The following is a 25,025-nucleotide window of genomic DNA, read 5'->3' on the forward strand; positions in this document are numbered from 1 at the left end:
GCGGGGGGGGGGGGGGGGCGCGCTGGGGGGGGGGGCGGGGTGCGGTCGGCGATGGGGCTGCCCCCGGTGGGGGGCGGGGGGGCGGGGGTGGGTGCCGAGGCACGCCCCCGCCCGCGCCCGTACTCCCGTACTCCTCAGGCTCCGCCGAGCCTGCGCAGCGGGGTGCCGTCGAGGAATCCGCGGATGTTCTCGACCGCCTGCCCGTAGTACGTCGCGTAGTTGGCGCGGGACACGTAGCCGAGGTGCGGGGTCGCGAGGAGGCGCGGGGCGGAGCGCATCGGGTGGTCGGCGGGGAGGGGCTCGGTGTCGAAGACGTCGACGGCGGCTCCGGCGATGCTGCCCGCGTGCAGCGCGGCGAGGAGTGCGTCCTGGTCGACGATCGCGGCGCGGGAGGTGTTCACCAGGTGGGCGGTGGGCCGCATCAGGGCGAGTTCGGGTGCGCCGATCAGGCCGCGCGTACGGTCGGACAGGGCCAGGTGGACGGAGACGAAGTCGCTGGTGGCGAGGGTTTCCTCCAGGGAGGCGGCGAGGGTGACGCCGACCTCGTCGGCGCGTTCCTTCGTGAGGTTCTGGCTCCAGGCGCTCACGTCCATGCCGAAGGCGAGGCCTACCGCCGCGACCCGGCTGCCGATCTTGCCGAGGCCGAGCAGTCCGAGCCGGCGGCCGTGCAGGTCGGCGCCGACGGTGGACTGCCAGGGTCCGCCCGTACGCAGGGAGTTGGCCTCGGCGACCAGGCCCCGGGCGAGGCCGAGGAGCAGTGCCCAGGTGAGTTCGACGGGCGGGGTGGAGGAGCTGGTGGTGCCGCAGACGGTGACTCCGTACTGTGCGGCGGCGGTGTGGTCGATGACCGAGTTGCGCATCCCGGAGGCGATCAGGAGCCGCAGCCGGGGCAGCCTGGCGAGCAGGGTGGCGGGGAAGGGGACGCGCTCGCGGAGGGTGACGACGAGGTCGAAGTCGGCGAGGGCGGCGGCGAGTTCGTCCTCGGTGGCGAAGTGCTCCGGGAAGGGGACCACTTCGACCTCGTCGGCGACGGGGGTCCAGTCGGCGGAAGTGGTCGCGGCGGACTGGAAGTCGTCGAGCACGGCGCAGCGGAGCTTCATCTCGCGGTTCTCTCCCTGGTTCGCGAAGGGTGCGGCAGCATCGCCCTCACCCTAGGCCGGGGCTTCCGGGAGGCCGCAGGCACTCTGGAAACGGGGTCCCGGAGGCCCCGCCCGGCCCCCGCCCCTCCCGGCATGTGCCACCCTCGGCTCTTCGCCGACCGAGGGGGCACACGCGCATGCTGCTGACACTGACAGGCGGTTCGGGGGCGGGGAAGACCACCCTCGCCGCCACGCTGGCGGGCGGGACCCCCGTGTCCCCCGTACGAGTCCTGCACAGCGACGACTACTACTTCGCCTCCCCGGAGCACGGGGTGTGGGCGCCCGACGAGTCGGGCACGATGCGGCTCGACGTCGGTGATCCCCGGTCGGTGGACCTGGGCCGGCTCGGCCGGGACACCGCGGCCGCGCTGGCCGCGTCGGCGGTCGTCATCGTCGAGGGGCTGTTCGCGCGCGGGGTCGCGCCCGGGGGCCCGTACCCGCGCTTCGACGTGTTCGTCGACCTGCCGGCCGACCTCCGGCTGGCCCGGAAGATCCATCGCAAGTGCCTGCGCGACGGATTCCCCCTCGACGTGCTGCTGAGGAACTACCTGCTGCACCGGCGCGACGCCCACGAGCGGCACGTCGAACCGGTGCGGCAGCACTGCGACCTGGTCGTCGACGGCGGTACGGAGCCGGAAGCGCTGGCCGGACGGGTGTGGGCGGCGGTCTCCGGGAGGGCGGTCGCGGCCGGTTCCTGACGCACCGGCTCAGCGGCGGGCACGGGGACGTCACTGATCGGCGGGCTCAGGTGCCTCGCTCGGCGGCGGGTACGAGCGCAGGTGCCTCGCTCAGCGGCGGGCGCGGGCCCTGGCGCTTCGTACGAGGTCGGCTGCCGCGTCCGGCCACTCGGCGTGTTCGAAGGCAAAGCCTTCGTCGAGCAGTCGGCCGGGGACGACCCGGCGGCTCTTGAGGAGCAGCTCGGTGTCCGTGCGGAGCACGAGGGCGCCGAGCCCGGCCATCCACTTGGTGGCGGGCAGCCCGACCGGGACGCCTGTCGCGGTCCGCAGTTCCCGCATGAACGCGCGGTGTGGCAGCGGGCCGGGGGCGGCCAGGTTCACCGGGCCCTCCATGTCGTCGCGGGCGATCAGGAACTCCACCGCGCGGACGAAGTCCTCGCCGTGGATCCAGGAGAGGTACTGGGCGCCGCCCGCGACCGGTCCGCCGAGGCCGAGCCTGACCATCCGCAGCAGGACGTCGAAGACGCCGCCCCGGTCCGGGCTCATCACCATGGCGGCGCGCAGGGCGACCTTGCGGGTGTGCGGGGTGGCGGCGTCCTGCTGGGCGCGCTCCCAGTTCTTGGCGATCCGGACGCTGTACTCCCAGTAGTCCGGAACATCTGGTTCCGAACCGCCGAAGACTCCGGTGGCCTCGTCGTGGGGTGCGTCGTAGCGGTGTGCGTAGATCGTGGCGGTGCTCATCTGGAGCCAGAGGGCCGGGGGCTTCGCGGCGGCGGCGATCGCTGCGCCGACGGCCTCGGCGGAGTGGACCCGGGAGTCCATCATGGCGCGCAGGTTGGCGTCGGTGTAGCGGCAGCTCACGCTGCGCCCTGCGAGGTTGACCACGACGTCACTGCCGTCGATCTCGGCGGTCCAGGGGCCCGGTGTCCGTGCGTCCCAGGCAACCTGGCGTGCGCGCACCGGGTTGCGGGTCAGCACGACGACGTCGTGTCCGGCGGCGGTCATCGCCCGGTCCAGGAGAGCGCCGACCTGCCCGGTGCCACCTGCCAGCACAATCTTCATCGGGGTTCCCCTCGCACGACGCTCGCTCGGTCCAAGCTCGGTCCTCGCTCGGACCTCGCTCTGTGGGAACGAGCCTAGGCCCGCCCCCACCAGCGGTTTCGCCCGGGCTCCCGAGAGACACCTGCCGAACCTGCCCGGGGGTGCCCGCCGGGCAGGAACCACGGTGGCGCCTCATGGGGATCGACATCGATGGAGCGATGGAGAGTGGCGAGGGCGACGGGGTGTGGGAGGTCGAGATCGACCTGCTCGATTTCGAGCTGGGGCGTGCTCGGGAGCCCTGGGACGTTCTCTTCGGGTACTCGAACAACAGCGACGTGAAGCATCCGCTCTTCAGTGCGCGCGGACTCCCCCATGACGCGTCGGAGTCCGTGCGGGAAACCGGCAACGAGGACTACCAACGCAACCACACGTACGTCACCTGGGCCGAGGTCGCCGCCGCCGGCCGGGACGCGCCGATCTCCGACGGGCCCGCCTGGAACTGGGTGGGTGAGTGGCGGCGGACACGACCGGCCGGCTCGTCCTGCACGACGTGTGCCGGGCATCCCCCGTCGCCTACCAGGGGGAAGGGGCGTTCGAGGGGCACGGGACGCTCGCGCCACGGGAATGGCCGCCGGGGGCACAGGTCCTTCACGGTGATTCCGTCTACCGGCCTGTGGTGCTCACCCCGCGGACGGTGATGCCGGAGGCGGCCGGTGGGGCCGGGTCTGGGACGCGATGCGTGCACCGGCGGTCCGGTACGGGGCGGAGAACGTGCGCCTGGTGTGCTGGTTCGGCTGAGCCGACGCGGCTTCAGGTGACACGGGGTCAGGTCCCCGGGGGCTGTTCCCGCGGTAAATGGCGTCAAGGCCCTGGGCCGGTGCTCGCGCGTGACGTTCCGTGGCTAGCATGGCCCCGGTCGGGGTAGCGGAAGGTGAGACTCAACTTCCGCGCCTCAACCAACCTTTCGTCCGGCGCGGGACGGGTTCCAGCCCTTTCCCGACACCGCACACTCGCCTGAGGATCCGCGCTATGACATCGTCTGCCACCCGCCGTCCGCGCCCCAGCCCCCAAGGAGCGCAGCGGCGCCCGCCCTGGGTGGCGCCTGTGGTGAGCCTGGCCGTCGTCGCGGGGGCCGGGGGCGGCGCGGTCGCCGCGGCTCCCGGGGCCGCCCGGCCGTGGGTGCTGGGGACGGCCGCCGTCGCCGGAATAGCCGTACTGGTGGCCGTCGTCGCGGCCGGCCTGCTGACCCGCAGGCACGCGCGCGCCGCCGAACGGGCCCGGGGCGAGAGCGAACTCCTGCGGCAGGAGGCCACCCGGCGTGCGGGCGACACGGCGCACCTGCTCAACGTGTCACTGCCCGAGATCGCCAAGCGGCTGCACGACGGCGCTGGGGTGGACGGCGCGCTGCGCAGCGTGCAGCGGCCTTCGGAGCCTCAGTTGGCGCAACTGCTGCACGCCGTGACCGCCCGCCTGGGGGACCTCCAGGCGCGGTCGGCCGCCGCGGAAGCGGAGCGGGTACGGGCCGAGCGCACGGTGGGGGACGTCGAGCAGCTCGTCTCCGGTGTGCTGCCGGACGCGGTCGGCCGACTGCGTGCCGGTGCTTCGGCGGACACCGTACTGGCCGGTCTGGCACTGCCCGCCGACCCCCGGCTGCAAGCTCTGCTGGAGCGGACGGTACGGGACTTCGCGGAGAGCGAGCGCCGCGCGGTCGCCGCACGCGCGGCCAGCGCCACGGGTCTGGGCCGGGTGCAGGCCAAGACCCTGCGGATACTCGCGGACCTGCGCGGCATGCAGGACAAGTACGGCGGCGAGGTGTTCGGCGATCTGCTCCAACTCGACCACACCACCTCGCAGTTGGGTCTCCTGACGGACCGTCTGGCACTTCTGATGGGCGGCCGGTCCAGCCGTGCGTGGAACAAGCCGATCGTGATGGAGTCCATCCTGCGCGGCGCCGTGGGCCGGATCAGCGACTACCGGCGGGTGCGGCTGCACTCCACGTCCGGCGCGGCGATCGCCGGTTTCGCCGCCGAGGGCGTGATGCACCTGCTGGCCGAGCTGATGGACAACGCGACGAACTTCTCGCCGCCCGTCAACGAGGTTCACGTGTACGTGGAGGAGAGCACCTCGGGGCTCGTGGTGACCGTCGAGGACAGCGGTCTGTGCATGGCCCCCGCCGCGATGCGCCGTGCGGTGGCGTCGGTGTCCGGGCAGTCGACGGACCTGGCTTCCTTGCAGGGGACGAGGCTCGGACTGGCCGTGGTGGGCGTGCTGGCGGCCAAGTACGGGATCTCGGTGAACTACCGGCCGTCCTCGCGCGGCGGCACCGGCGTCGTCGTACTGCTGCCGCCGCAGCTGCTGGCCCAGCAACGGAACGCGGGGACGGTGGCGCCCGAGCCGCGGGTCGCTCCGGCGGACGCGGCCCCGGCCGCGTCTGCGGTACCGGCCGCCTCCGCCCCACCTGCCTCACACGCCGTACCGGCCGCACATACCGCCTCCGCCGCACCTGCCACGTCCGCCGACGGACCGCGGGTCCCGGAGGCGCGGGCCACGGAGGGGTACACCGCCGGTTTCCCCACTCCCGCCGGCCACCCCTCAGTCGCTCCCGCTCCCGGAGTCACCGACGGCGCCCCCACCCCCGCTGCCAGTGGTGTCTCCACCCCCAACGGTCTTCCGGTACGCCCCCGTGGCCGCACCATGGAGGCCGCCGACCAGAAACGGTTCGCCTCCGGGGACGCCCCCGCGCCGGAACCGTCCGAGCCATCGGCCGGACCATCGGCCGGGCCCGCAGCCGGGCCTACCGCCGGGCCGAGCGGACCCGCGCCGTCCCCCAGGAGCCCCGACCGCCCCGACGCCGGAGCCCGCTTCGGTGCCTTCCACCGGTCCCAGCAGCGGCGCCCGGACCGCACCGACCCCGGCGACACCGGCAACCCGGCCGTCTGACCCCTCCGTCCGACCCCCTTCCGCCCGACCCCTCGCGTACTCCCCCGTGCGCACCCTTCCCCCGCAACTCTTTGATCCCCCGATTGGAGGCACGGGCCACCACCGCTGCGGCAACCGCCGCACCGGACGGCCCCTGACCACCGTGCAGACCACTGACAACAGCCTCACCTGGCTCCTGGACAACCTCCTGGAGCGCACCCCCGGCTCCCGGCACGCCCTCGTGCTCTCCCGCGACGGACTGAAGCTCTGCCGCAGCAGCCACCTCACTCTGGACCAGGCGGACCAGCTCTCGGCCATCGCCTCCGGCATGCAGTCTCTCGCGCACGGTGCGTCGGTCGAGTTCGGCGACGGCAGCGGTGGCGTGATGCACCTGATGACGGAGTTCCCCGGCGGGCTGCTGCTCATCGTCGAGGCGGGGCAGGGCGCCCACCTCGCGGTGGTGGCGGCGGCCGGCGCGGACCCCGGCATGATCGGGCACCACATGAGCGAACTGGTCGAGCAGATCGGCGAGCACCTGCGGGCCGACCCGCGCTCACCGTCCCCTGACGGCAGCCTGTCATGACCCGCCGGCCCGTCGACACGGGCTCCCCGGACCGCCTCTACACCGTGACGGGCGGCCGTTCGGAGGCCGACAGCTCGGTCTTCGACCTGGTCACCCTCGTGGTCAGCGAGCGCGAGCCGGCGCCCGGCATGCCGTCGGAGCACGTCCGCATCCTCGAACTCTGCCGCCACCCCGCCGCCGTCGTCGAGATCGCCGCCCACTTAGGGCTGCCGATCACCGTCGTACGCATCCTGCTGGAGGATCTCCTGTCCGCCGGGTCGATCACCGCCCGCCGCCCCCGTGCGGCTGCCACTGTTGCCCAACTTCCCGAGTCCCAGCTGTTGTTGGGGGTGCTCGATGGACTCCGCCGCCTTTGAGTACACCGCCTCCGACGAGGCCGGGGGGCCGCCCGGGCGTACCCCGCTCGGCGACGCGGCCGACACCGGCCTGAAGATCGTCGTCGTCGGTGGGTTCGGCGTCGGCAAGACCACCCTGGTCAAGGCGGTCAGCGAGATCCGGCCGCTGAACACCGAGGAGCACATGACGCAGGCGGGGGTCGGCGTCGACGACCTCTCGCGCAACGCGGACAAGACCACCACCACGGTCGCCTTCGACTTCGGCCGGATCACCCTCAACGAGCAGATGGTGCTGTACCTGTTCGGGGCGCCGGGGCAGGAGCGGTTCTGGTTCCTGTGGGACCGGCTGTTCTCCGGAACGCTGGGGGCGGTCGTGCTGGTGGACACCCGGCGGATGGCGGACTCCTGGTACGCCATCGACCGCCTCGAACACCACCGGACGCCGTTCATCGTGGCGGTGAACCGGTTCGACGACGGTGCGCACTTCTCCCTCGACGAGATAAGGCAGGCGCTCGCCCTGAACGAGAACGTGCCGATGATCTCCTGCGACGCGCGGGTGCGGTCCTCGGGCAAGGCCGTGCTGACCACCCTCGTCGACCATCTCTACCGCCTCGCCCTGGCACGGGAGCTGACCTGATGAGCACCACCGAACACCCCTCCCCCGTCGGCACGGACGGCTGCCCCGCGCACGCCCCGGGCGTACGGCTGGGCGGGCTTGAGTACCAGCAGACCCCGGCCGAGATGTACCGGGGGCTGCGCCGGGAGCACGGGGCGGTGGCTCCGGTGCTCCTGGACGGGGACGTACCGGCCTGGCTGGTCCTCGGGTATCCGGAGGTCAGCTACGTCACCAGCCACGACGAGCTGTTCGCCCGGGACTCCCGGCGGTGGAACCAGTGGGGGAACATCCCGGCGGACTGGCCGCTGCTGCCCTTCGTCGGCTATCAGCCCTCGGTGCTGTTCACCGAGGGCGCCGAGCACGAGCGGCGGGCCGGGGTGATCAGTGAGGCGCTGGAGGCGGTGGACCAGTTCGAGCTGGGGCACGAGTGCCGGCGGCTCGCGGACGAGCTGATCGACGGGTTCGAGGGCAGCGGGCAGGCCGAGCTGATGTCGGCGTACGCGCACGCGCTGCCGATGCGGGCGGCCGTCCAGATGTGCGGGATGCCGGCCGGCGGGGCCGACACGGAGGATCTCGTACACGATCTGCGGGTGTCCCTGGACGCGGCGGAGGGCGACGATCCGGTGGCCGCGTACGTACGGGTGCAGGAGCGCATCCAGCAGCTGGTGAAGGACAAGCGGGCCACTCCGGGCCCCGATGTGACGTCGCGGATGCTGCACCATCCGGCGGGTCTCGCGGACGAGGAGATCGTGCAGGACCTGATCTCGGTGATCGCGGCGGCGCAGCAGCCGACCGCGAACTGGATCTGCAACACGCTGCGGCTGCTGCTCACCGACGACCGGTTCGCACTGAACGTGTCGGGCGGACGTCTGAGCGTGGGCGAGGCGCTGACGGAGATCCTGTGGCGGGACACTCCGACGCAGAATTTCATCGGCCGGTGGGCGGTGCGCGACACCCAGCTCGGCGGGCGGCGGATCCGGGCGGGCGACTGTCTGGTGCTCGGCCTCGCCGCCGCGAACACCGACCCGCAGATCTGGCCGCAGGGGCATGTGGGTGCCGAGGGCAATGCGGCGCACCTGTCGTTCAGCAACGGCGAGCACCGGTGTCCCTATCCGGCACCGCAGTTGGCGGACGTGATGGCGCGCACCGCGATCGAGACGCTGCTGGAACGGTTGCCCGACGTGATGCTGTCGGTGCCGGCCGATTCGCTGACCTGGCGTCCTTCGATCTGGATGCGCGGACTGACGGCGCTGCCGGTGTCGTTCACACCGGTGGCCAGGTAGGTCGGACCGTACGCGGCCGGGGGTGTGCGCGGCCGCCGGCTTCTGCCGTACGGGCGTGAAGTTTTACCGTACGGGCGTGAAGACGACCGGCACCGAGTCCGGGCCGCGGGTGAACACGCCCTGCTCCCCGACGGTAGCGCCGTCCTTGAGGCGCACGTCGGGCATCGCGTCCAGGAGCTGGCCGACACCGATCTGGACCTCCGCGCGGGCCAGCAGCGCGCCGACGCAGAAGTGCCTGCCGAGCGCGAACGCCAGGTGGTCGGCGGCGGCGGAGAACGCGTTGGTGGCGGTGAGGTCGTCCCGGAAGATGTTGAAGGTGTCGGGGTCGGCGTACCGCTGCTCGTCGCGGTTGGCGGAGCCGATCAGGCAGGTGACGGTGGCTCCGGCCGGGATGGTGCCGCCGCTGACCGTCACGTCGACCGCCGTCTGACGCATGATCATGTGGACCGGCGGGGTGTACCGGAGGGTCTCGGCGAAGGCCCGGTCGATGAGGGTGCGGTCCTTCTGCACGGCCGCCAGTTGCTCGGGGTGGGCGAGGAGGTTGGCGAAGAGGGCGGCTATCGCCTTGTCGGTGGTCTCGCCGCCCGCCGCGAGGAGCAGACTGCAGAACGCCTTGATGTCCTCGTCGCTCATCCGCACGCCGTCGACCTCGGCCGCGCAGAGCGAGGACAGCAGGTCGTCGCCGGGGTTGTTCCGGCGTTCCTGGATGACCGGGAGCATGTACGCGGCGAACTCGACGCGGGTGCGCTCGCCGGCCGCGGCGACCTCGGGGTCGCCCGCCAGGTTGCCGAGGAAGGCGATGACGGTGGTGTACCAGCCGTGGAACTTGGCGTGGTCGCCCTTGTCGAGGCCCAGCATGTCGGCGATGACGTTCACCGGGAAGCGGGTCGCGAAGGCGTCCACCAGGTCGACCTCGCCCGTTCCCCGGAAGGTGTCGATCAGTTCACGCGCGTTGCGTTCGATGACCGGGACAAAAGTCTCCTGGAGCTCCTTGCCGCGGAAGGCGGGGGCGACCAGGGCGCGGCGCACCGAGTGCTCACGGCCGCTGAGCTGGAGGATCGTCTTTCCGTGCACGGGCTCGATCTGCCAGTCGTAGTTGTCGGTGGTGAACTCGGACGCCTTGTCCTTGAAGACGCGCTCGACGTCCTCGTAGCGGGAGATGATCCAGCTCTGGGTGGCTTCGTGCCAGATCAGCGGCGCCTTCTCGCGCATCGCCCGGTAGGCGGGGTACGGGTCGGCGGCGAACTCGGGCGAGAGGATGTCGGGGACCTCGTCGACAGCGGACATGGTGACGCTCCTTCGGCAACTGGGGCAGCGGGGCGGTTCGGCTCTCCACAACGGGCGATCAAGCCAAGGTTATTGATCATCCAACAAACCCGGAACCCCTCATTCATCAGCCCCTTGACCCGCTCTTCACTCTTTCCCCTTCCTTTTTCCTGATCGCTCTTGCAACATTCCGTTTGATTCTGTACCCCCACCAGCAGAGGTCGTCCACCCATGCCTGAAGAGCCCTCCTCCCCCGCGGTCAACCGCCGCCGTTTCCTTCAGATAGCAGGTGCCACCGCCGGATTCGCCGCCCTGTCGGGGTCCATCGCCCGGGCCGCCGCGATCCCCGCCGCCCGGCGGACCGGCAGCATGAAGGACATCGAGCACATCGTCGTGCTGATGCAGGAGAACCGGTCGTTCGACCACTACTTCGGTGCGATGAAGGGGGTACGGGGCTTCGGTGACCCGCGGCCAGTGGTGCCGCACGGGCTCAAGTCGGTGTTCCACCAGCCGGACGGCGGCAAGGAGGTGCTGCCGTACCACCCGGACGCGGACGACCTCGGCATGCAGTTCATCGCGGGCCTCAACCACGACTGGGCGGGCGGCCACCGGGCCTTCAACAACGGGTCGTACGACAAGTGGATCCCCGCGAAGTCGGCCGGCACGATGGCCCATCTGACGCGCAACGACATCCCGTTCCACTACGCGCTCGCCGACGCGTTCACCGTGTGCGACGCCTACCACTGCTCGTTCATCGGGGCCACCGACCCCAACCGCTACTACATGTTCTCGGGCCACACGGGCAACGACGGCAAGGGCGGCGGCCCGGTCCTCGGCAACGAGGAGGCGGGCTACGACTGGACGACCTACCCGGAGCGCCTTGAGGAGGCCGGGGTTTCCTGGAAGGTCTACCAGGACATCGGCGACGGCCTGGACGCAGGCGGCCACTGGGGCTGGATCGACGACGCCTACCGGGGCAACTACGGCGACAATTCGCTGCTGTACTTCAACAACTACCGCAATGCCAAGCCCGGCGACCCGCTCTACGAAAAGGCGCGCACCGGCACCAACGCGAAGAACGGCGACGGCTTCTTCGATCTCCTGACCGCCGACGTGAAGTCGGGGAAGCTGCCGCAGATTTCCTGGATCGCGGCTCCCGAGGCATTCACCGAGCACCCCAACTGGCCGTCGAATTACGGTGCTTGGTACATCTCGAAGATGCTCGACGCGCTCACTTCCAACCCCGAGGTGTGGGCGAAGACCGCGCTGTTCATCACGTACGACGAGAACGACGGCTACTTCGACCACGTCGTGCCGCCGTACCCGCCGGCCTCCGCCGCGCAGGGCAAGTCCACCGTGGACGTCTCCCTGGACAACTTCGGCGGCAACCTGAAGTACGGGGCGGGTGCGTACGGGCTCGGACAGCGGGTGCCGATGCTCGTGGTGTCACCGTGGAGCACCGGCGGCTACGTCTGCTCCGAGACCTTCGACCACACCTCGATCATCCGGTTCATGGAGGCCCGCTTCGGGGTGTCCGAGCCGAACATCTCGCCGTGGCGCCGGGCCGTGTGCGGCGACCTGACCTCGGCGTTCGACTTCCGGCTGCACGACACCGACCCGGCCTCGCTGCCGGACACCGACGGGTACGAGCCGCCGGACAAGGAGCGGCACGACAGCTACGTGCCGAAGCCTCCGGCGGCGGGCGCGCTGCCCAAGCAGGAGCGCGGCTCCCGCCGCTCGCGACCGCTGCGCTACGCACCGTACGTCGACGGGACGCTCACGCCGTCGACGGGGAAGTTCACCCTCGCGATGAGCGGGGGCGCGGCGGCCGGGGCGGGCTTCCAGGTGACGTCGGCGAACCGTACGGACGGGCCGTGGACGTACACCGCCGAGGCGGCCAAGGAGGTCTCCGACACCTGGAACTCCTCGTACTCGAAGGGGAGTTACGACCTGACGGTGTACGGACCGAACGGCTTCCTGCGCACCTTCAGGGGGACCGCGGCCACGGCGGGCCCCGAGGTGAAGGTGCGCCACTCCACCGGCAACGGCGGACAGCTCGTCCTCACCGCGACCAACGCGGGCACGGCCGCATGCCGTCTCACCGTCGTCAACGGCTATGGAAACACCCGGACTTCGTTCACCGTGCCCGCCGGCGGGAAGGTCGAGCGGACCGTGGACGTACGGGGCGGGAAGCGCTGGTACGACCTGACGGTGACGTCGGGCACGGACAGCGCCTTCCTGCGGCGGTTCGCCGGTCACGTGGAGACCGGCACAGCGGGCGTGAGCGACCCGGCGATCGCGACCGCGTAGCCGCTAACTTCCCTCCGAGGAGCCGTAGTTGTACGGAGTCGTGATGCTGAGCTGGGCGAAGCCGAGGCGCTGGAGGATCGGCCGGCTGGTGTCCAGCACGGCGTCCGTCTGGAGGTAGGGGTAGCCGCGCGCGACGGCGGCGCGGGCCCGGTGGGCGATCAGGGCGCGGTAGATGCCCCTGCCGCGCCACTCGGGCGCCGTGCCGCCGCCCCACAGGCTGGCGAACCGGGTGCCGGGCGGGAATTCGGCGCGGGCCGCGCTCACGGGTTCACCACCGGCCAGGGCGACGACCGCCAGGACCGATTCCGGGGCCTGAGCCAGCTGCGCCAGCGTCCGTCGGCCGATCTTCTTCGAGTCCTCACCGAAGGCCACTTCATGGGCCCTGACCATCAGGTCGACGCCGGCCTCGTCGGTGACCTCCACGAGCCGGACGCCGTCGGGCAGTTGGGGTTCGGTCGCGAGGTCGGCCGCCTCCGCGACCATCACGGCCTCCGGCCCTTCGGGCACGAAGCCCGCCGCGAGCAGCCGCTGCGGCAGATCCTCGGGGAGGTCGTGGGAGAAGTGCTTCCATTCGAAGGGCAGGCCGAGGGCGCCGTAGTGGCGGATCTGCTCGGCGATCGCCGCGTCGGCGCTCTCCCCGGTGAGTCCCGACCACAGGACGGCGTTCCAGTCGTCCTTGCCGCCGGTCTGCCGGACGACGCCCCCGACGCGCTCAAGGCTGATGCCGGGCCGTTCAGGGCGGGCCTCCCGGCGCATCTCGGTGTCGAAGAGTTCCCGTACCGCTGCTGGATCCATGCGGTCACTGGATCATGCGCCGCACCGCCGCGCCAACGATTATCCGCGCAACGAGGCCTCCGTCCGGCACACCTGGGTATTCATGCGCATGCCATGTATCCGTTACCCGTTGCGCCCCGCCGAGTGGATCTTCACACCTAATGTCGCCGCTGTTACGCCCGGACGCCGGACAAGGGACCCCGTCATGAGATACACCCCGCTCGTCATCGCCGCCGCATCGGCCGCACTCCTCGCACCGGCCGCGCTCGCCGCCCCCGTGCCCGCACCCGGGCCCGGGCCCGCGCCTGCGGCAGCCGCCGGGACGCTCGCGCCGCCGACCCTCGGCAAGCCCGGTGGCCGGTACGAGCGGAGCGTCGCACTCACCTTCCGTGCGGAGCGCGGCGCGGTCGTGCGGTACACGCTGGACGGCACGACGCCGACGCGCAGCAGCCGTGCGTACCTCCCCGGGCGTCCGGTGCGGATCACCCAGGACACCAACGTCACCGCCGTCGCCTTCCGGGGCGCGCGGGCCAGCATCCCGGTGTCCTCCGGCTACCTGATCAAGAACGGCGAGAAGCCCGTCGCCCGCCTCGTCGTCATGTCGGACGTGCACATCGGCAACCACGAGAAGAACGACAAGAAGTACGAGAGTTTCTTCGACACCATCGGCTCGATCTTCCCGAAGCCGGACGCGATCCTCTCCAACGGCGACATGATCAACGACAACGGGGACGGGAAGGGCCCCGACCACAGAATCGTCGCCGACATCTTCCAGCAGAACCTCAAGCGCAAGGGCATGACCGGCACCCGGCTGCTGCTCTCCCACGGCAACCACGACGACTCGCTCGCCCAGATCCGCGCCAATTATCCGCGCGCCTGGTTCCCCGACTCCGGCGGCGGCTACTACGAGTCCGAGATCAACGGGCTGCACCTGCTCACACTCAACACCGAGACCTACAACTCCAGTGCCCAGCAGCAGAGTTGGCTGAAGAAGCGGCTTGCCGCCCTCACCGCGAAGAGCCCGAACACACCCGTCCTGGTGCAGGGCCACCGGCCCGCCCCGAACACCGTGATGGACGGCCAGCAGACCTCCAACCCCCAGCTGACCGAGGACCTCAAGCCCTTCCCGCAGGCCGTCCTCTTCTCCGGCCACTCGCACCTCAACCTCAACGACGACCGGTCCGTCCACCAGCAGGACTTCACCGCCGTCAACGACGGTTCGATGTCGTACGTGGAGATGGAGCACGGGTATCAGGCGATCACCGAAACGGGTCTCGCGGACCGGTTCGAGTCGCCGACCGCGCAGGCGCTGTTCGTCGAGGTCTACCGGGACCGCACCGAGATCGCCCGGGTGAACATGGCCGCCGACAAGCACGACATCTACACCGGCGGCAAGTGGTCGGCCGACTGGCAGCCGCCGTACGCGAGCGCCGGCACGCTGAGCGGCCGGACCTGGACGGTGCGCCTGAAGGGGCGGACGCCGCAGGAGATCAAGGACGGCTTCACCTACACGAGCGCGCACCGCAACAAGGTCGCCCCGGTCTTCACCGGCCGCCGCCCGCTGTCGGCCGTACGGGACGCGAAGGGCAACGCCGTACTGCGCGTCACGCAGGCGCACGACGACCAGATGGTGCACCACTACCGGGTCGAGGTCACGGACCGGGCGACCGGCGCGAAGGCCGTCTCCTCGAAGGTGCACGCCGAGTACTACTACGCACCGCGTCCGAACGCCCTGGACATACCCGTCCCGGCGGCCCCGGCCGGCACCTCGTACCTCGCGAAGGTCGTCGCGGTCGACGCGTACGGCAACGCGTCGAAGGAAGTTTCGCTGAAGTTCCGCCGCTAGCAGGCGGGTTGGGGAGGGAGGAGCGGAACCGTCGAGGAGCCCCCGACTGCCAAGGCCACTGCGGCACAAGGTAGTTATGGGGGCTGATCGACTCCGCTCCACTTCCGAAGGACCTCTGTGAAGACCTCTGCACGGCTGCCCCGATCCCCCTCCGGCTGGACCATGGCGGTCTTCGGCCTGCTCGCCGCGACGCTCGGCGTGGTGGGGCTCGTCGCCCCGGACGCCCAGCTCGCGCTGATGGGGTTCGATCCGGTGCGGAGCGGTGCGCGGGCGGACGGCGACCACACCCTGATGTTCCTGACGGCCTCCTCGATGGCGGCGGTCAACATGGGCGTGTACTACGTGCTGGCCGCGCTCGCCGACTGGCGGGCGTTCTTCCGCTGGACCGTTCCGTTCCGGGTGCTCACCTGCACGGTCTTCACCCTCGCCGTGGTCACGGGGCGCGCCCCGGCCGGATTCCTCGGCGTGGGGATCTGGGAGGGCGTCGGCGCGCTGGCCACCGGAATCGCGCTGCGCGGGGAGGCACGGCGGAGGGCGTCGGCGGCCGGTTCCGGGGCACCCGGCAAGGACACGGCGGCTGCGCCCCGTACGCGCTGAACCGGTCTGCGGGACGGGGTACGGGACCACCGAGGCGAAACGTTCCCTCCCTGTGATGCACGTACCGCCTCACATGGGGAGGAAGCGCGACACCGGGGTGAGAGGGTAGGCGCAGCCGACACCCGCCCCCGCCACGGAAGAACGCACCATGCCGAGTGAGCCCACCGCACCGCCGGCCGACCGGAGCGGTCCGCCGCCCGCTCCCGGCAGGGCGGCCCGCTACCGCACCGCCCTGCGGCGCACCCCCGTCTCGGTGTGGAACGACGACGTGTCCGACTGGGCGGCGGCGCTCACCTACTACGCGATCCTGGCCCTGGTGCCCGCGCTGCTCGTGACCGTCACCCTGATCGGTCTTGCGAACCCGGACGCGACCGATTCGCTGATCCGGGACATCGCGTCGGTGGCTCCCGCCGAGTCGGGCGCGGCATTGCGGGAGGCTCTGGACAAGGCGGTGCACGGCACGTCCGCGGTGTGGATCCTGCTGGTCACAGGGACGGTGAGTTCGCTGTGGTCGGCGTCGAGCTATCTGGCGGTGTTCCGGCGGGCGCTGCACACCATGCACCACGTACGGGATTCCCGTCCCGCACTGCGCAAGGCGCACGTCATCGTCGTGACCGCCGCCTGTCTGCTGCTCCTGCTGCTGACGAGCGCGACGGCGCTGGTGATCACCGGACCGATGGCACGCGGTCTGGCCGACCGGCTGGGGCTGGGGCAGGTGGGCGAGGCGCTGTGGTCGGGGCTGAAGTGGCCGGTGCTCGGCTGTCTGGTGGCCCTGCTGATCATGATCCTGTTCCACACCGGCCCTGCCGTCGCCAAGGGGGTACGGCGCGCGCTGCCCGGCGGGGTGCTCGCGGCGTTCCTGTGGCTGGCGGCATCGGCCGGATTCGCCTTCTACGCGACGAACATAGCCAGCTACAGCAGGCTGTACGGGTCGCTCGCCGGGATCGTCGTGTTCCTCGTCTGGGTGTGGTTCGCGAACCTGTCGCTGCTGGCGGGGGCGCAGTTCAACGTGGAGCTGCGGAAGCTGGAGGGCCGGGGCCCCGGCCAGCTGCACCCGCGGGCGGTGCGCAGGCGGCTGCCGGGCTGACGGATCGGCCGGCGGGCGGATCGGCGGGTGGGCGGATCGGCGGGTGGGCGGATCGGCGGATCGTCCGGCGGGCGGGCCGGTCAGAGGCACCGGTCCGCGTCGATGACGCCGTCCGCCGGGTCTGCGTCCGGCGGCAGCCGCAGTGCCGCGTCCACCGCGGGAGGCAGCGGTGCGAATCCCAGCAGCCCGGCGGTGACCGTCGCGGTGAGCGCGTGCCAGGTCCTGGCCCTGCGCAGCATCGGGTGGTCACCGCCTTCGACGTTCACCACGCAGGTGCGGGCGCCGGCCTGGCGGGCGCGGGCGGCCAGGTCGCGGGTGCCTCGCGGGCTGGTCGTACGGTCGCGGTCGCCGTGCAGCAGGACGACGTCGCGGTCCGCGAGCTGCTCGACCGGCTCGTCGGGCGGGCACCACGGGGCGAGTCCGACGACGGCCAGGACCTGCGGGTGTCCGGCGATCCGCAGGGCGGCCCTGCCGCCCATCGAGTGCCCGAGCAGGACCACCGGGACGGGGCCGAGTGCGGCGACCAGTTCGTCCAGGGCGCGCAGGGCGTCGGGCACGGGGTCGGCGCGGGCGCCGTTCCAGCCGCGGTGGCGGTAGACGGCGGTGCGCACCGCGAGGCGGCTGCCGCCGGCCGCGCGGGAGAGTGCGCGGGCGAAGGGGGTCATGCGGCGGCCGGGGAGGTTGAGCGGGGGCGGGGGTTCGAGGGCGTCGGCCCGGCCGCCGTGGAGGAGGAGGACGGGGGCTGCCGCGTCGGCGGCGGGCCGGCGGCGGGGGGGGGGCTCCGCCTCTCTTGCCGCGCGGGGTCGCATCTTCTGCCTCCAGGGCGGGGTCGGGGGCGGGGCGGGGGCGTCGGGCGGTGGGCGGGGGCGAGGCGTCGGGCGTCGGGTGATGGGTGGGGGCGAGCGTGGGCCGGAGCGGGGAGGGGCGCTCCCGCGGGGGCCGCCCCATGCCCACCCGTTCCGCCCCATGGCGCGGCCCATGTGCCCATGGGGTGGCGGGGCGGGGCGGGGTGGCGGGCTTGTGGGGCTGCTGGTCACAGCCCCGCAGACAGCAAACGTGCCGGGGTCAGGGGGAGTTCCCGAAAGCGGATTCCCGTCGCGTGGTGGACCGCGTTGCCGATCGCCGCCGCCGTGCCGACGATGCCGATCTCGCCGATTCCCTTGCTGCCCATCGGGTTGAGGTGCCCGTCCTCCTCCTCGACCCAGTGCGCCTCGATGTCCGGCACGTCCGCGTGGCACGGCACGTGGTACGCCGCCAGGTCACGCTCCACGAAGTCCCCGTAGGCGGGGTCCAGCTCGCTGCTCTCCGTGAGCGCCATTCCGATTCCCATCGTCATGCCGCCGACGAACTGGGCTTTCGCCGTACGGGGGTTGAGGATGCGCCCCGCTGCGTAGACACCCAGCAAGCGGCTCACCCGGACCTCCCCGCCGACGGTGTCGACCCGGACCTCGGCGAAGTGCGCACCGAAGGCGTGCCGGGCGTACGGCGACTCCGCGTCCGCCGCGCCGGCCGTGTCCGCCGTCTCCTCCAGCCCCTCCTGGGGGACCGGCCCCCGGTGCGCGGCCAGCCGCCCCGCCAGCGCGGTGCACGCCTCGTGCACGGCCCAGCCCCAGGAGGCCGTGCCGGACGAGCCGCCCGCCAGCGACGCCCGGGGCAGGTCCGTGCTGCCGATCTCGGTGCGTACCGATTCCAGCGGCACGGCCAGCGCGTCGGCGGCGACCTGCGCGAGGACCGTGCGCGCGCCGGTTCCGATGTCCGTGGCGTTGATGCGTACGAGATACGAGCCGTCCGGCAGCGCACGGGCCGATGCCCGCGACGGTGAGACCAGCACCGGGTAGGTCGCGGCGGCCACGCCCGTACCGACGAGCACCGCGCCCTCGCGGCGGGCGCGCACGCCCGGGTCGCGGTCGGTCCAGCCGAAGCGGCGGGCGCCTTCCCGCAGGCACTCCACCAGGTGGCGGCTGCTGAACGGTTTGCCGCTGTCGGGCTCGCGCTCCGGTTCGTTGCGGATGCGCAGTTCCACCGGGTCCAGGCCGACGGCCTCGGCGAGTTCGTCCATGGCGGACTCCAGGACGTACATGCCGGGAGCCTCCCCCGGTGCGCGCATCCAGGACGGGCTCGGCACGTCGAGAGGGACGACCTGGTGGGTGGTGCGGCTGTGCGGGGAGGCGTACATGACGCGGGCAGGCACGGCGGCCTGCTCGACGAACTCCTTGATGCGGGAGGTGTACGTGGTGACCTCGTGGTCGACGGAGACCAGCGTGCCGTCGGCCTCGGCGCCCAGCCTGATCCGGTGCAGGGTCGGCGCCCGGTGTCCGACGACGGCCGCCAACTCCCTTCGGGGCAGGGCGAGTTTGACGGGCCTGCCGACGTGCCGGGCGGCCATCGCGGCGAGGACGACCTGTGGACGGGGCGTGCCCTTGGAGCCGAAGCCGCCGCCGACGTGCTCGGAGACGACGGTGACCTTCTCCTCCGGCAGCGCGAACAGTCCGGCCAGGACCTTGCGGACCGTGCTCGCGCCCTGGCTGGAGTCGTGCACGGTCAGCCGGTCGCCGTCCCAGCGGGCGGTGGTCGCGTGCGGCTCCATGGGGTGGTTGTGCAGGGGAGGTACGGAGTACGAGGCGTCCACTTGCCGGGGCGAGCGCGCGAACGCCCCTTGTGCGTCGCCGCGTTCGCGGGTCGCCGGGTGGCCGCCGTTGACCTCTTCGGGGGTGCGGGCACCGGGGTGGCCGACGCGCAGGGTGACGTCGTGCGGCTCGGTGGAGTACTCGATGCGCAGGGCGCGCGCCGCCTCGCGGGCTGCCTCCGGGGTGTCGGCGACGACGAGGGCGACGTACCAGCCGTGGTGCGGGACGTCGTCGTCCTGGAGCAGGTGCAGGGTCGGGTCGTCGGCCTTGCCCAGGGTGGGTGCGGAGCGCGGGGTGAGTACGGCGAGGACGCCGGGGACCGCCAGGGCCGCGCTGTCGTCGACGGCGGTGATCCGGCCGCGGGCGACCGTCGCGGGCACCGCCCTGGCGTAGGCGCAGCCGGGCGGGGTGTGCTCGGCGGCGTAGCGGGCGGTGCCGGTGACCTTGTCCCGGCCCTCCCGGCGGGCGGCGGGGGCGCCGAGCGCGGTCGGAGGGTTGCGCATCGCGGGGATGTCCTTCCGGAGGTGTGCGGGAGGTGGCGGCGGAGGGGCGGGGGGGCGGCTCAGCTCCGCCGCGCGGCCAGTTCCGTCAGTACTTCGTGGGCGATCCGGTGGGCGAGCGGGACCTTGTACGCGTTGTCGCGCAGCGGCTCGGCGCGCGCGAGTTCGGCGTCCAGCGCCCGGGTGAGGCGGTCCGCCGTGGGGGCTTCGCCCAGCAGTGCGGCCTCCGCGCGGCGGGCGCGCCAGGGCCGGTGCGCGAGCCCGCCGAAGGCCAGCGCCACGTGTCGTACGAGCCCGTCCCTGACGTCGAGCACGGCGGCCACCGAGGCGAGCGCGAAGGCGTACGAGGCCCGGTCGCGGGCCTTGCGGTACGCGGACGGCATCCCGGCGGACTCCGGCGGCAGGGTGACTGCGGTGATGAGTTCGCCGTGCCGCAGCACGGTGTCGCGATCGGGGTGGTCCCCGGGCAGCCGGTGGAACTCGGTGACGGGCACGGCCCGTTCGCCTGCCGGGCCGTGCAGTGCGACCACCGCGTCCAGTGCGGCGAGTGCCACCGCGAGGTCGGAGGGGTGGGTGGCGATGCACTGCGCGGAGTGACCGAGCACGGCGTGGTCGCGGTGCACGCCTTCGCGGGCGGCGCAGCCGGTGCCGGGCTCCCGCTTGTTGCACGGCTTCGAGGGGTCCTGGAAGTAGGTGCACCGGGTGCGCTGGAGGAGGTTTCCGCCGGTGGTGGCGATGTTGCGGAGCTGGCCCGACGCTCCCGCGAGCAGGGCCTGGGAGAGGACGGGGAAGCGGGTGCGGACCAGCGGGTGGGCGGCGAGGTCGCTGTTGCGGACGGTGGCGCCGAGGTGCAGGGAGCCGTCGGGGCGTTCCGCGACGGTGTCCAGGGGCAGCCTGCTGACGTCGACGAGGAGGTCGGGCTTCATCAGGTCGACGAGATGGGTGCCGCCGGCGAGGTAGCGGGCGCCGGTGCGGCCGGCGTGGGCGTCGGCCGCTTCCTGGAGGCTCTGCGGGCGTACGTAGCCGACGGGCTTCATCGCAGCGCCTCCCGGGAGGCCGCCGTACCTGCCGCCGTGGGGGCCGCCGTTCGGGTGGCCGCGTGGACGTCCTCGACGGCGGCGACGATGTGGGGGTAGGCGCCGCAGCGGCAGAGGTTTCCGCTCAGCCGCTCGCGGATCTCGTCCCGGCCGAGGGCGACGGGGCCGTTCGGGTGGCCGGGCAGCTCCTGTGACGGCTGCTCCCCCGACGGCTGTGGCGGGGTGACGGCGGACGGATGTCCCGCCGCGGCCTCGGCGAGCATGCCGACCGCCGAGCAGATCTGGCCCGGGGTGCAGTAGCCGCACTGGAAGGCGTCCCGCTCCAGGAAAGCCCGCTGCACGGGGTGCAGATCCGTCCCGTCCTGCCCCGCGAGTCCTTCGACGGTGGTGACGGCCCGGTCGTCCTGGGCGACGGCGGGCAGCAGGCAGCTGTTGGCCCGCCGGCCGTCGACCAGGACGGTGCAGGCGCCGCACTGGCCGTGGTCGCAGCCCTTCTTGGCGCCGGTCAGGTCCAGGTCCTCGCGCAGGACGTCGAGGAGGGTGGCCCGGTGGTCGACGGTCAGCGACTCGGCCGTCCCGTTGACGTGCAGGGTGATCCGCGACCGGATGGCCACCGGCTCGTCGTCGGGCCAGAGGGCTGCGGGCCGGGTGCCTTCGGGCGGGAGGTCATCGGTTCCCATGGTTCGTGTGCGCCCCTTGGTCTCGTCCGGAGTGTGGTCGGCTCTTTCGGGATACGGGTCTCGCCTGTCCAGGCTGGGCCAGGTCATTCGCGACGGCATGTCGGCCGGTGCCGGGCCCGGCGAACCGGATCGCCCCGTTCCCTACGCCGTCCCCGCATGGCATCGTGCATTGGTCCGGACCACTTCCGTACCGCAGGCCAACCGCAGGACAGAGGAGAGCGCACCCGATGGAAACCGTGGAGAGCACCCTCCCGCTGCACCGGCTCCAGGTGCCCGCACCCCAGCAACTCCCCTTCGCCATGGGCTCCTTCGATGCCGTGGGCCCGATGTCCCGGGCCTCGTACCCGCACCGGCACACGTTCTACGAGATCGTCTTCGTGACGGGCGGCCGGGGTGCGCACGTCATCGACCTCTCCCGGTGGGAGCTGCACCCGCCGCACCTGTGCTTCGTGGTCCCCGGTCAGGTGCACTACTGGGAGGACGCCACCGATCTGCACGGCCGCGTCATTCTGTTCACCGAGGACTTCCTCCTCGACCATCCCGGCGACCGCGCCCTGCTGCATGCGCTCGGCGAGCGGCCGTGGTTCAGCCCCGGCCCGGGCGACGCGCCCGCCTTCGCCCACCTGATCGCCGACATGGAGCGCGAGTACCGGGGCGGCCTGGCCGGTTTCGCCTCGGTGCTGCGGGCCTGCCTGCACGTGCTGATCGTGCGGGCCTCCCGGCTCGCAGGGCCGCTGCCCGCGAGGTCCGCCCCTGCGGGCAGGCCGGGGCTGGTGACGCAGGAGTTCGTCACACTGCTGTCGCGCACCACGGGGGGCGAGGTGTCGGTGGGGTCCTGCGCGCGGCAGCTCGGCGTGACGGTCGGCTATCTCAACGAGGCGGTCAAGCAGAGCACCGGCCGCACCCCGGGCCAGCTGGTGCGTCAGGTCCGCACCCACGAGGCCAAACGGCTGCTCGCCCGCACCGATCTGACGGTGCGCCAAGTGGCGTCTGCGGTCGGATTCGCCGACGCCGCCTACTTCTGCCGCTTCTTCCGCCGGGAGACCGGGATCAGCCCCGGCGAGTTCCGGCGCGGCAGCGGTGCAATGCACCACGACCACCGCATCCCGTCCCTCGCGCACCCGTCGAGTCCCGCCTAGTTTCGAAGGGGAGCCCGGCCGCCCACCCGGACACCTCAACTCCCCTTCGTACAGCCTGACTTGGAGGCGTCCACACGATGGACCAGACCGACCCCACGGAGCAGACCCCCGCCCCTGCCACCCCGCCCTCCCCCCGCTCGCCGTCCCGCAAGACCGTACTGAGGGCCGCGCTCGCGGCCGGTGTGGCACTGCCGTCCGTCCTCGTGGGCGTACCGGCGCTGGCCAGGACCACCCGGGGCGGCGAGGCCCCGCCGGAGCTCACGCCGACGTGCGACGACGGGGACGACCCGACCCCGCAGCAGACCGAGGGGCCGTACTTCAAGCCGAACTCGCCGCTGCGCACCTCACTCCTCGACGGGAATCCGCCCGGCACCCGGCTGACCGTCACCGGGTACGTCTTCGGGCTCGCCTGCCGGCCGATCGCGAACGCCCTGCTGGACTTCTGGCAGGCAGACGTCAACGGGGCGTACGACAACAGGGGTTTCCGCTTTCGGGGCCATCAATTCACCAATGCCCAGGGCGCGTTCTCCCTGACGACGATCGTGCCCGGCCTCTATCCGGGCCGCACCCGGCACATCCATGTGAAGGTGCAGGCCCCGGGCCGTCCGGTGCTGACGACCCAGCTCTACTTCCCGAACGAGCCGCGCAACAACACCGACAGCATCTTCGACGCGAGGCTGTTGATGACGATGCGCGACAACGGGCCGGTGCGGGAAGGCAGTTACGACTTCGTGCTGAACGTGCCGCAGGGCCCTGGGCCGACCGACCCGCCGACGACCCCGCCGCCGTCCGGCACCTGGAAGGCGGGCACCGCCTACCGGGCCGGCGACCGGGTGACGTACAACGGCCGCTCGTACTCCTGTCTCCAGGGGCACACGGCGGGCCCCGGCTGGGAGCCGCCGAACGTGCCCGCACTCTGGCGCGCGGTGTAGCCGGGCGCCCGGAGCGTCACTCGCCGGAGCCTGACGGCGGTTCCGGAGACCTGGCGGGAGGGGGCTTCGGGGCGCCGGCGGGCGGGGCGATGCGGGCGTGGTTCCCGGCGGGCGCGGCGGTGTCCGCCGGGTCGGCGGTGGTGACCCGCGCGTGGACTCCGAGCGCGGCGTCGCGCTTGGCGCCCGGGTCCCAGCCCGTCTCCACGACCCGCTTCTGCATCACGATCGCACCGGCCAGGAGGACCGCCCCGACCAGCAGCATCAGCACGATCGCACCCCCGCCGCCGACCTTGGCGACGTTGCCGACGATCACACCGAACCAGCCGAAGTCCGCGTCGCCGAAGGTGGTGTTCTCCTCGCCGAAGGCGCCCAGCACCTTGAGCAGCAGCGCGGGCAGGAGAGTGATCAGGACGCCGTTGAGGAACGCGCCGACCACCGCACCGCGCCTGCCGCCCGTCGCGTTGCCGTAGACCCCGGCCGCGCCGCCGGTGAAGAAGTGCGGGACCAGGCCCGGCAGGACGAGGGCGAGGCCGAAGGCCGGGTTGAAGATCCAGGTGAGCAGTCCGAGGCTGATCAGCCCGCCGATGAAGCTGGAGATGAAGCCGATCAGCACGGCGTTCTGGGCGTACGGGAAGACGATCGGCGCGTCCAGCGAAGGGACGGCGCCGGGGACCAGCTTGTTGGCGATGCCCTGGAAGGCGGGGACCAGTTCGCCCAGGATCGTACGGACGCCGAAGAGGATGACGGCGACGGCGATACCGAACTGGAGGCCCTGCATCACGGACTTCATCAGGTAGTTGCCGAGGTCGGTGGCGGCGGCGCCGTCGCCGAAGGCCTTGAAGGCGACGTCCTCGCCGACCTTCACCAGGAAGACGACCGCCATGATCATGTAGATGAGAACCATGGACAGCGCGGTGGCGACCATCGAGTCGCGCAGGAAGCGCAGGCCTTCGGGAAGGTTCATCTCCTCGGTGCTGCGGCTGCGCCTGCCGACGAGCTGACCTGCCGCGCCCGCCGTGATGTATCCGGCGGTGCCGAAGTGGCCGATGGCGACGCTGTTGTTGCCGGTGACGCGTTTGGTCCAGGGGTGCGCGAAGGCGGGCATCGCGACCAGCAGGATGCCGAGCAGGACGCCGCCGACGATCACCACGGCGACGGATCCCTGCCCCGCGGTGGCGAGGACCATGGTCAACAGGGTTGCCATGAACAGCATGTGATGCCCGGTCAGGAACACGTACCGCAGTGGCGTGAAGCGGGCGAGCAGCAGACTGACCGCGAAGCCCACGATCATCAGCCACGCCACTCTGGCCCCGAACTGGGCCTGTGCGATGCCGACGATGGCCTCGTTGGTCGGGATGACGCCGTGTGCGCCGGTCGAGCCCTGGATCATCTCGCCGAGCGGGGCGAGGGAGTTGACGACGAGTCCCGCGCCGGCCCCGATCAGCAGGAAGCCCAGCGTCGCCTTGATGGCGCCGCCCACGACTTGGCCCGCGGACTTGCGCAGGGCGATCAGGCCGACGGCCGTGATGATGCCGATGAGGTAGGCGGGTTGGCTGAGGATCTCGTTGACGAGGAATGTGGCGAAGGAAACGAGCCGGTCCATGTGCGGGGCCTCCGGGAGCAGATGGGTCCGTGAG

22 protein-coding genes are annotated in these 25,025 nt (G+C 72.1%); 13 read left to right on the forward strand and 9 right to left on the reverse strand.

Features of this window, described 5'->3' with window-relative positions:
• Window positions 1-134: 134 nt before the first annotated feature.
• Window positions 135-1,100 carry a D-2-hydroxyacid dehydrogenase family protein gene (locus ACWGIG_RS14935; protein WP_453321992.1) on the reverse strand — a complete coding sequence of 322 codons (966 nt, stop codon included), beginning with the start codon at window positions 1,098-1,100 and terminating at the stop codon, window positions 135-137.
• Window positions 1,101-1,276: 176 nt separating this feature from the next.
• Between ACWGIG_RS14935 and ACWGIG_RS14940 the strand changes: the two genes are divergently transcribed.
• Window positions 1,277-1,837 (forward strand): uridine kinase family protein, encoded by a 561-nt coding sequence (locus tag ACWGIG_RS14940; RefSeq protein WP_453321993.1) that lies wholly within the window; start codon window positions 1,277-1,279, stop codon window positions 1,835-1,837.
• Between the two features lie 90 nt (window positions 1,838-1,927).
• Here the strand turns inward: ACWGIG_RS14940 and ACWGIG_RS14945 are convergent, their stop codons facing one another.
• Window positions 1,928-2,878, reverse strand: coding sequence for a TIGR01777 family oxidoreductase (locus ACWGIG_RS14945; RefSeq protein WP_453321994.1), 951 nt, complete (start codon window positions 2,876-2,878; stop codon window positions 1,928-1,930).
• 173 nt (window positions 2,879-3,051) lie between these two features.
• Between ACWGIG_RS14945 and ACWGIG_RS14950 the strand changes: the two genes are divergently transcribed.
• The 6 genes from ACWGIG_RS14950 to ACWGIG_RS14975 all read left to right on the forward strand — a co-directional run bounded on the left by ACWGIG_RS14950 (window position 3,052) and on the right by ACWGIG_RS14975 (window position 8,593).
• Window positions 3,052-3,555, forward strand: a complete 504-nt coding sequence (locus ACWGIG_RS14950; RefSeq protein ID WP_453321995.1) for a hypothetical protein — start codon at window positions 3,052-3,054, stop codon at window positions 3,553-3,555.
• Window positions 3,556-3,886: 331 nt separating this feature from the next.
• The gene (locus ACWGIG_RS14955) at window positions 3,887-5,797 is read left to right on the forward strand and encodes an ATP-binding protein (RefSeq protein ID WP_453321996.1); all 1,911 of its coding nucleotides are present in this window, start codon (window positions 3,887-3,889) and stop codon (window positions 5,795-5,797) included.
• 142 nt (window positions 5,798-5,939) lie between these two features.
• Window positions 5,940-6,359 carry a roadblock/LC7 domain-containing protein gene (locus ACWGIG_RS14960; protein ID WP_453321997.1) on the forward strand — a complete coding sequence of 140 codons (420 nt, stop codon included), beginning with the start codon at window positions 5,940-5,942 and terminating at the stop codon, window positions 6,357-6,359.
• Window positions 6,356-6,715 carry a DUF742 domain-containing protein gene (locus tag ACWGIG_RS14965; RefSeq protein ID WP_453321998.1) on the forward strand — a complete coding sequence of 120 codons (360 nt, stop codon included), beginning with the start codon at window positions 6,356-6,358 and terminating at the stop codon, window positions 6,713-6,715. The genes ACWGIG_RS14960 and ACWGIG_RS14965 overlap by 4 nt, the downstream gene beginning before the upstream one ends.
• A complete protein-coding gene (locus ACWGIG_RS14970) occupies window positions 6,696-7,331 on the forward strand; it encodes a GTP-binding protein (protein WP_453321999.1) in 636 nt (211 codons plus the stop codon). Before ACWGIG_RS14965 ends, ACWGIG_RS14970 begins: the two co-directional genes overlap by 20 nt.
• Window positions 7,331-8,593, forward strand: a complete 1,263-nt coding sequence (locus ACWGIG_RS14975) for a cytochrome P450 (RefSeq protein WP_453322000.1) — start codon at window positions 7,331-7,333, stop codon at window positions 8,591-8,593. Before ACWGIG_RS14970 ends, ACWGIG_RS14975 begins: the two co-directional genes overlap by 1 nt.
• Window positions 8,594-8,656: 63 nt before the next feature.
• On the opposite strand, the gene ACWGIG_RS14980 is transcribed toward ACWGIG_RS14975, so the two are convergent.
• Window positions 8,657-9,880, reverse strand: a complete 1,224-nt coding sequence (locus ACWGIG_RS14980; protein ID WP_453322001.1) for a cytochrome P450 — start codon at window positions 9,878-9,880, stop codon at window positions 8,657-8,659.
• A 210-nt stretch (window positions 9,881-10,090) separates the two neighbouring features.
• Between ACWGIG_RS14980 and ACWGIG_RS14985 the strand changes: the two genes are divergently transcribed.
• A complete protein-coding gene (locus ACWGIG_RS14985) occupies window positions 10,091-12,169 on the forward strand; it encodes a phosphocholine-specific phospholipase C (RefSeq protein WP_453322002.1) in 2,079 nt (692 codons plus the stop codon).
• Between the two features lie 3 nt (window positions 12,170-12,172).
• On the opposite strand, the gene ACWGIG_RS14990 is transcribed toward ACWGIG_RS14985, so the two are convergent.
• Window positions 12,173-12,964: a GNAT family N-acetyltransferase gene (locus ACWGIG_RS14990; protein WP_453322003.1), complete on the reverse strand. Its 792-nt coding sequence runs from the start codon at window positions 12,962-12,964 to the stop codon at window positions 12,173-12,175.
• 184 nt (window positions 12,965-13,148) lie between these two features.
• On the opposite strand from ACWGIG_RS14990, the gene ACWGIG_RS14995 reads away from it, so the two are divergent.
• The 3 genes from ACWGIG_RS14995 to ACWGIG_RS15005 all read left to right on the forward strand — a co-directional run bounded on the left by ACWGIG_RS14995 (window position 13,149) and on the right by ACWGIG_RS15005 (window position 16,473).
• The gene (locus ACWGIG_RS14995; RefSeq protein ID WP_453322004.1) at window positions 13,149-14,789 is read left to right on the forward strand and encodes a metallophosphoesterase; all 1,641 of its coding nucleotides are present in this window, start codon (window positions 13,149-13,151) and stop codon (window positions 14,787-14,789) included.
• A 162-nt stretch (window positions 14,790-14,951) separates the two neighbouring features.
• On the forward strand, window positions 14,952-15,386 hold the full coding sequence (locus ACWGIG_RS15000) for a hypothetical protein (RefSeq protein WP_453322020.1): 435 nt from the start codon (window positions 14,952-14,954) through the stop codon (window positions 15,384-15,386).
• A gap of 148 nt (window positions 15,387-15,534) precedes the next feature.
• Window positions 15,535-16,473 (forward strand): YihY/virulence factor BrkB family protein, encoded by a 939-nt coding sequence (locus ACWGIG_RS15005; protein WP_453322005.1) that lies wholly within the window; start codon window positions 15,535-15,537, stop codon window positions 16,471-16,473.
• Window positions 16,474-16,553: 80 nt separating this feature from the next.
• On the opposite strand, the gene ACWGIG_RS15010 is transcribed toward ACWGIG_RS15005, so the two are convergent.
• From ACWGIG_RS15010 to ACWGIG_RS15025, 4 genes are all read right to left on the reverse strand, one after another.
• Window positions 16,554-17,282, reverse strand: coding sequence for an alpha/beta hydrolase (locus ACWGIG_RS15010; RefSeq protein ID WP_453322006.1), 729 nt, complete (start codon window positions 17,280-17,282; stop codon window positions 16,554-16,556).
• A gap of 224 nt (window positions 17,283-17,506) precedes the next feature.
• Complete coding sequence (locus tag ACWGIG_RS15015; RefSeq protein ID WP_453322007.1) at window positions 17,507-19,603, reverse strand: xanthine dehydrogenase family protein molybdopterin-binding subunit; 2,097 nt, start codon at window positions 19,601-19,603, stop codon at window positions 17,507-17,509.
• Window positions 19,604-19,662: 59 nt separating this feature from the next.
• Complete coding sequence (locus tag ACWGIG_RS15020; protein WP_453322008.1) at window positions 19,663-20,637, reverse strand: FAD binding domain-containing protein; 975 nt, start codon at window positions 20,635-20,637, stop codon at window positions 19,663-19,665.
• A complete protein-coding gene (locus tag ACWGIG_RS15025; RefSeq protein ID WP_453322009.1) occupies window positions 20,634-21,317 on the reverse strand; it encodes a (2Fe-2S)-binding protein in 684 nt (227 codons plus the stop codon). The genes ACWGIG_RS15020 and ACWGIG_RS15025 overlap by 4 nt, the downstream gene beginning before the upstream one ends.
• A gap of 227 nt (window positions 21,318-21,544) precedes the next feature.
• On the opposite strand from ACWGIG_RS15025, the gene ACWGIG_RS15030 reads away from it, so the two are divergent.
• Both ACWGIG_RS15030 and ACWGIG_RS15035 read left to right on the forward strand, forming a co-directional pair.
• On the forward strand, window positions 21,545-22,456 hold the full coding sequence (locus tag ACWGIG_RS15030; protein WP_453322010.1) for a helix-turn-helix domain-containing protein: 912 nt from the start codon (window positions 21,545-21,547) through the stop codon (window positions 22,454-22,456).
• Window positions 22,457-22,533: 77 nt separating this feature from the next.
• Window positions 22,534-23,388 (forward strand): dioxygenase family protein, encoded by an 855-nt coding sequence (locus ACWGIG_RS15035; RefSeq protein ID WP_453322011.1) that lies wholly within the window; start codon window positions 22,534-22,536, stop codon window positions 23,386-23,388.
• A gap of 16 nt (window positions 23,389-23,404) precedes the next feature.
• Here the strand turns inward: ACWGIG_RS15035 and ACWGIG_RS15040 are convergent, their stop codons facing one another.
• Window positions 23,405-24,991 carry a PTS ascorbate transporter subunit IIC gene (locus tag ACWGIG_RS15040; RefSeq protein WP_453322012.1) on the reverse strand — a complete coding sequence of 529 codons (1,587 nt, stop codon included), beginning with the start codon at window positions 24,989-24,991 and terminating at the stop codon, window positions 23,405-23,407.
• Window positions 24,992-25,025: the final 34 nt, after the last annotated feature.

It is taken from the genome of Streptomyces sp. NPDC054863, from assembly GCF_053610825.1.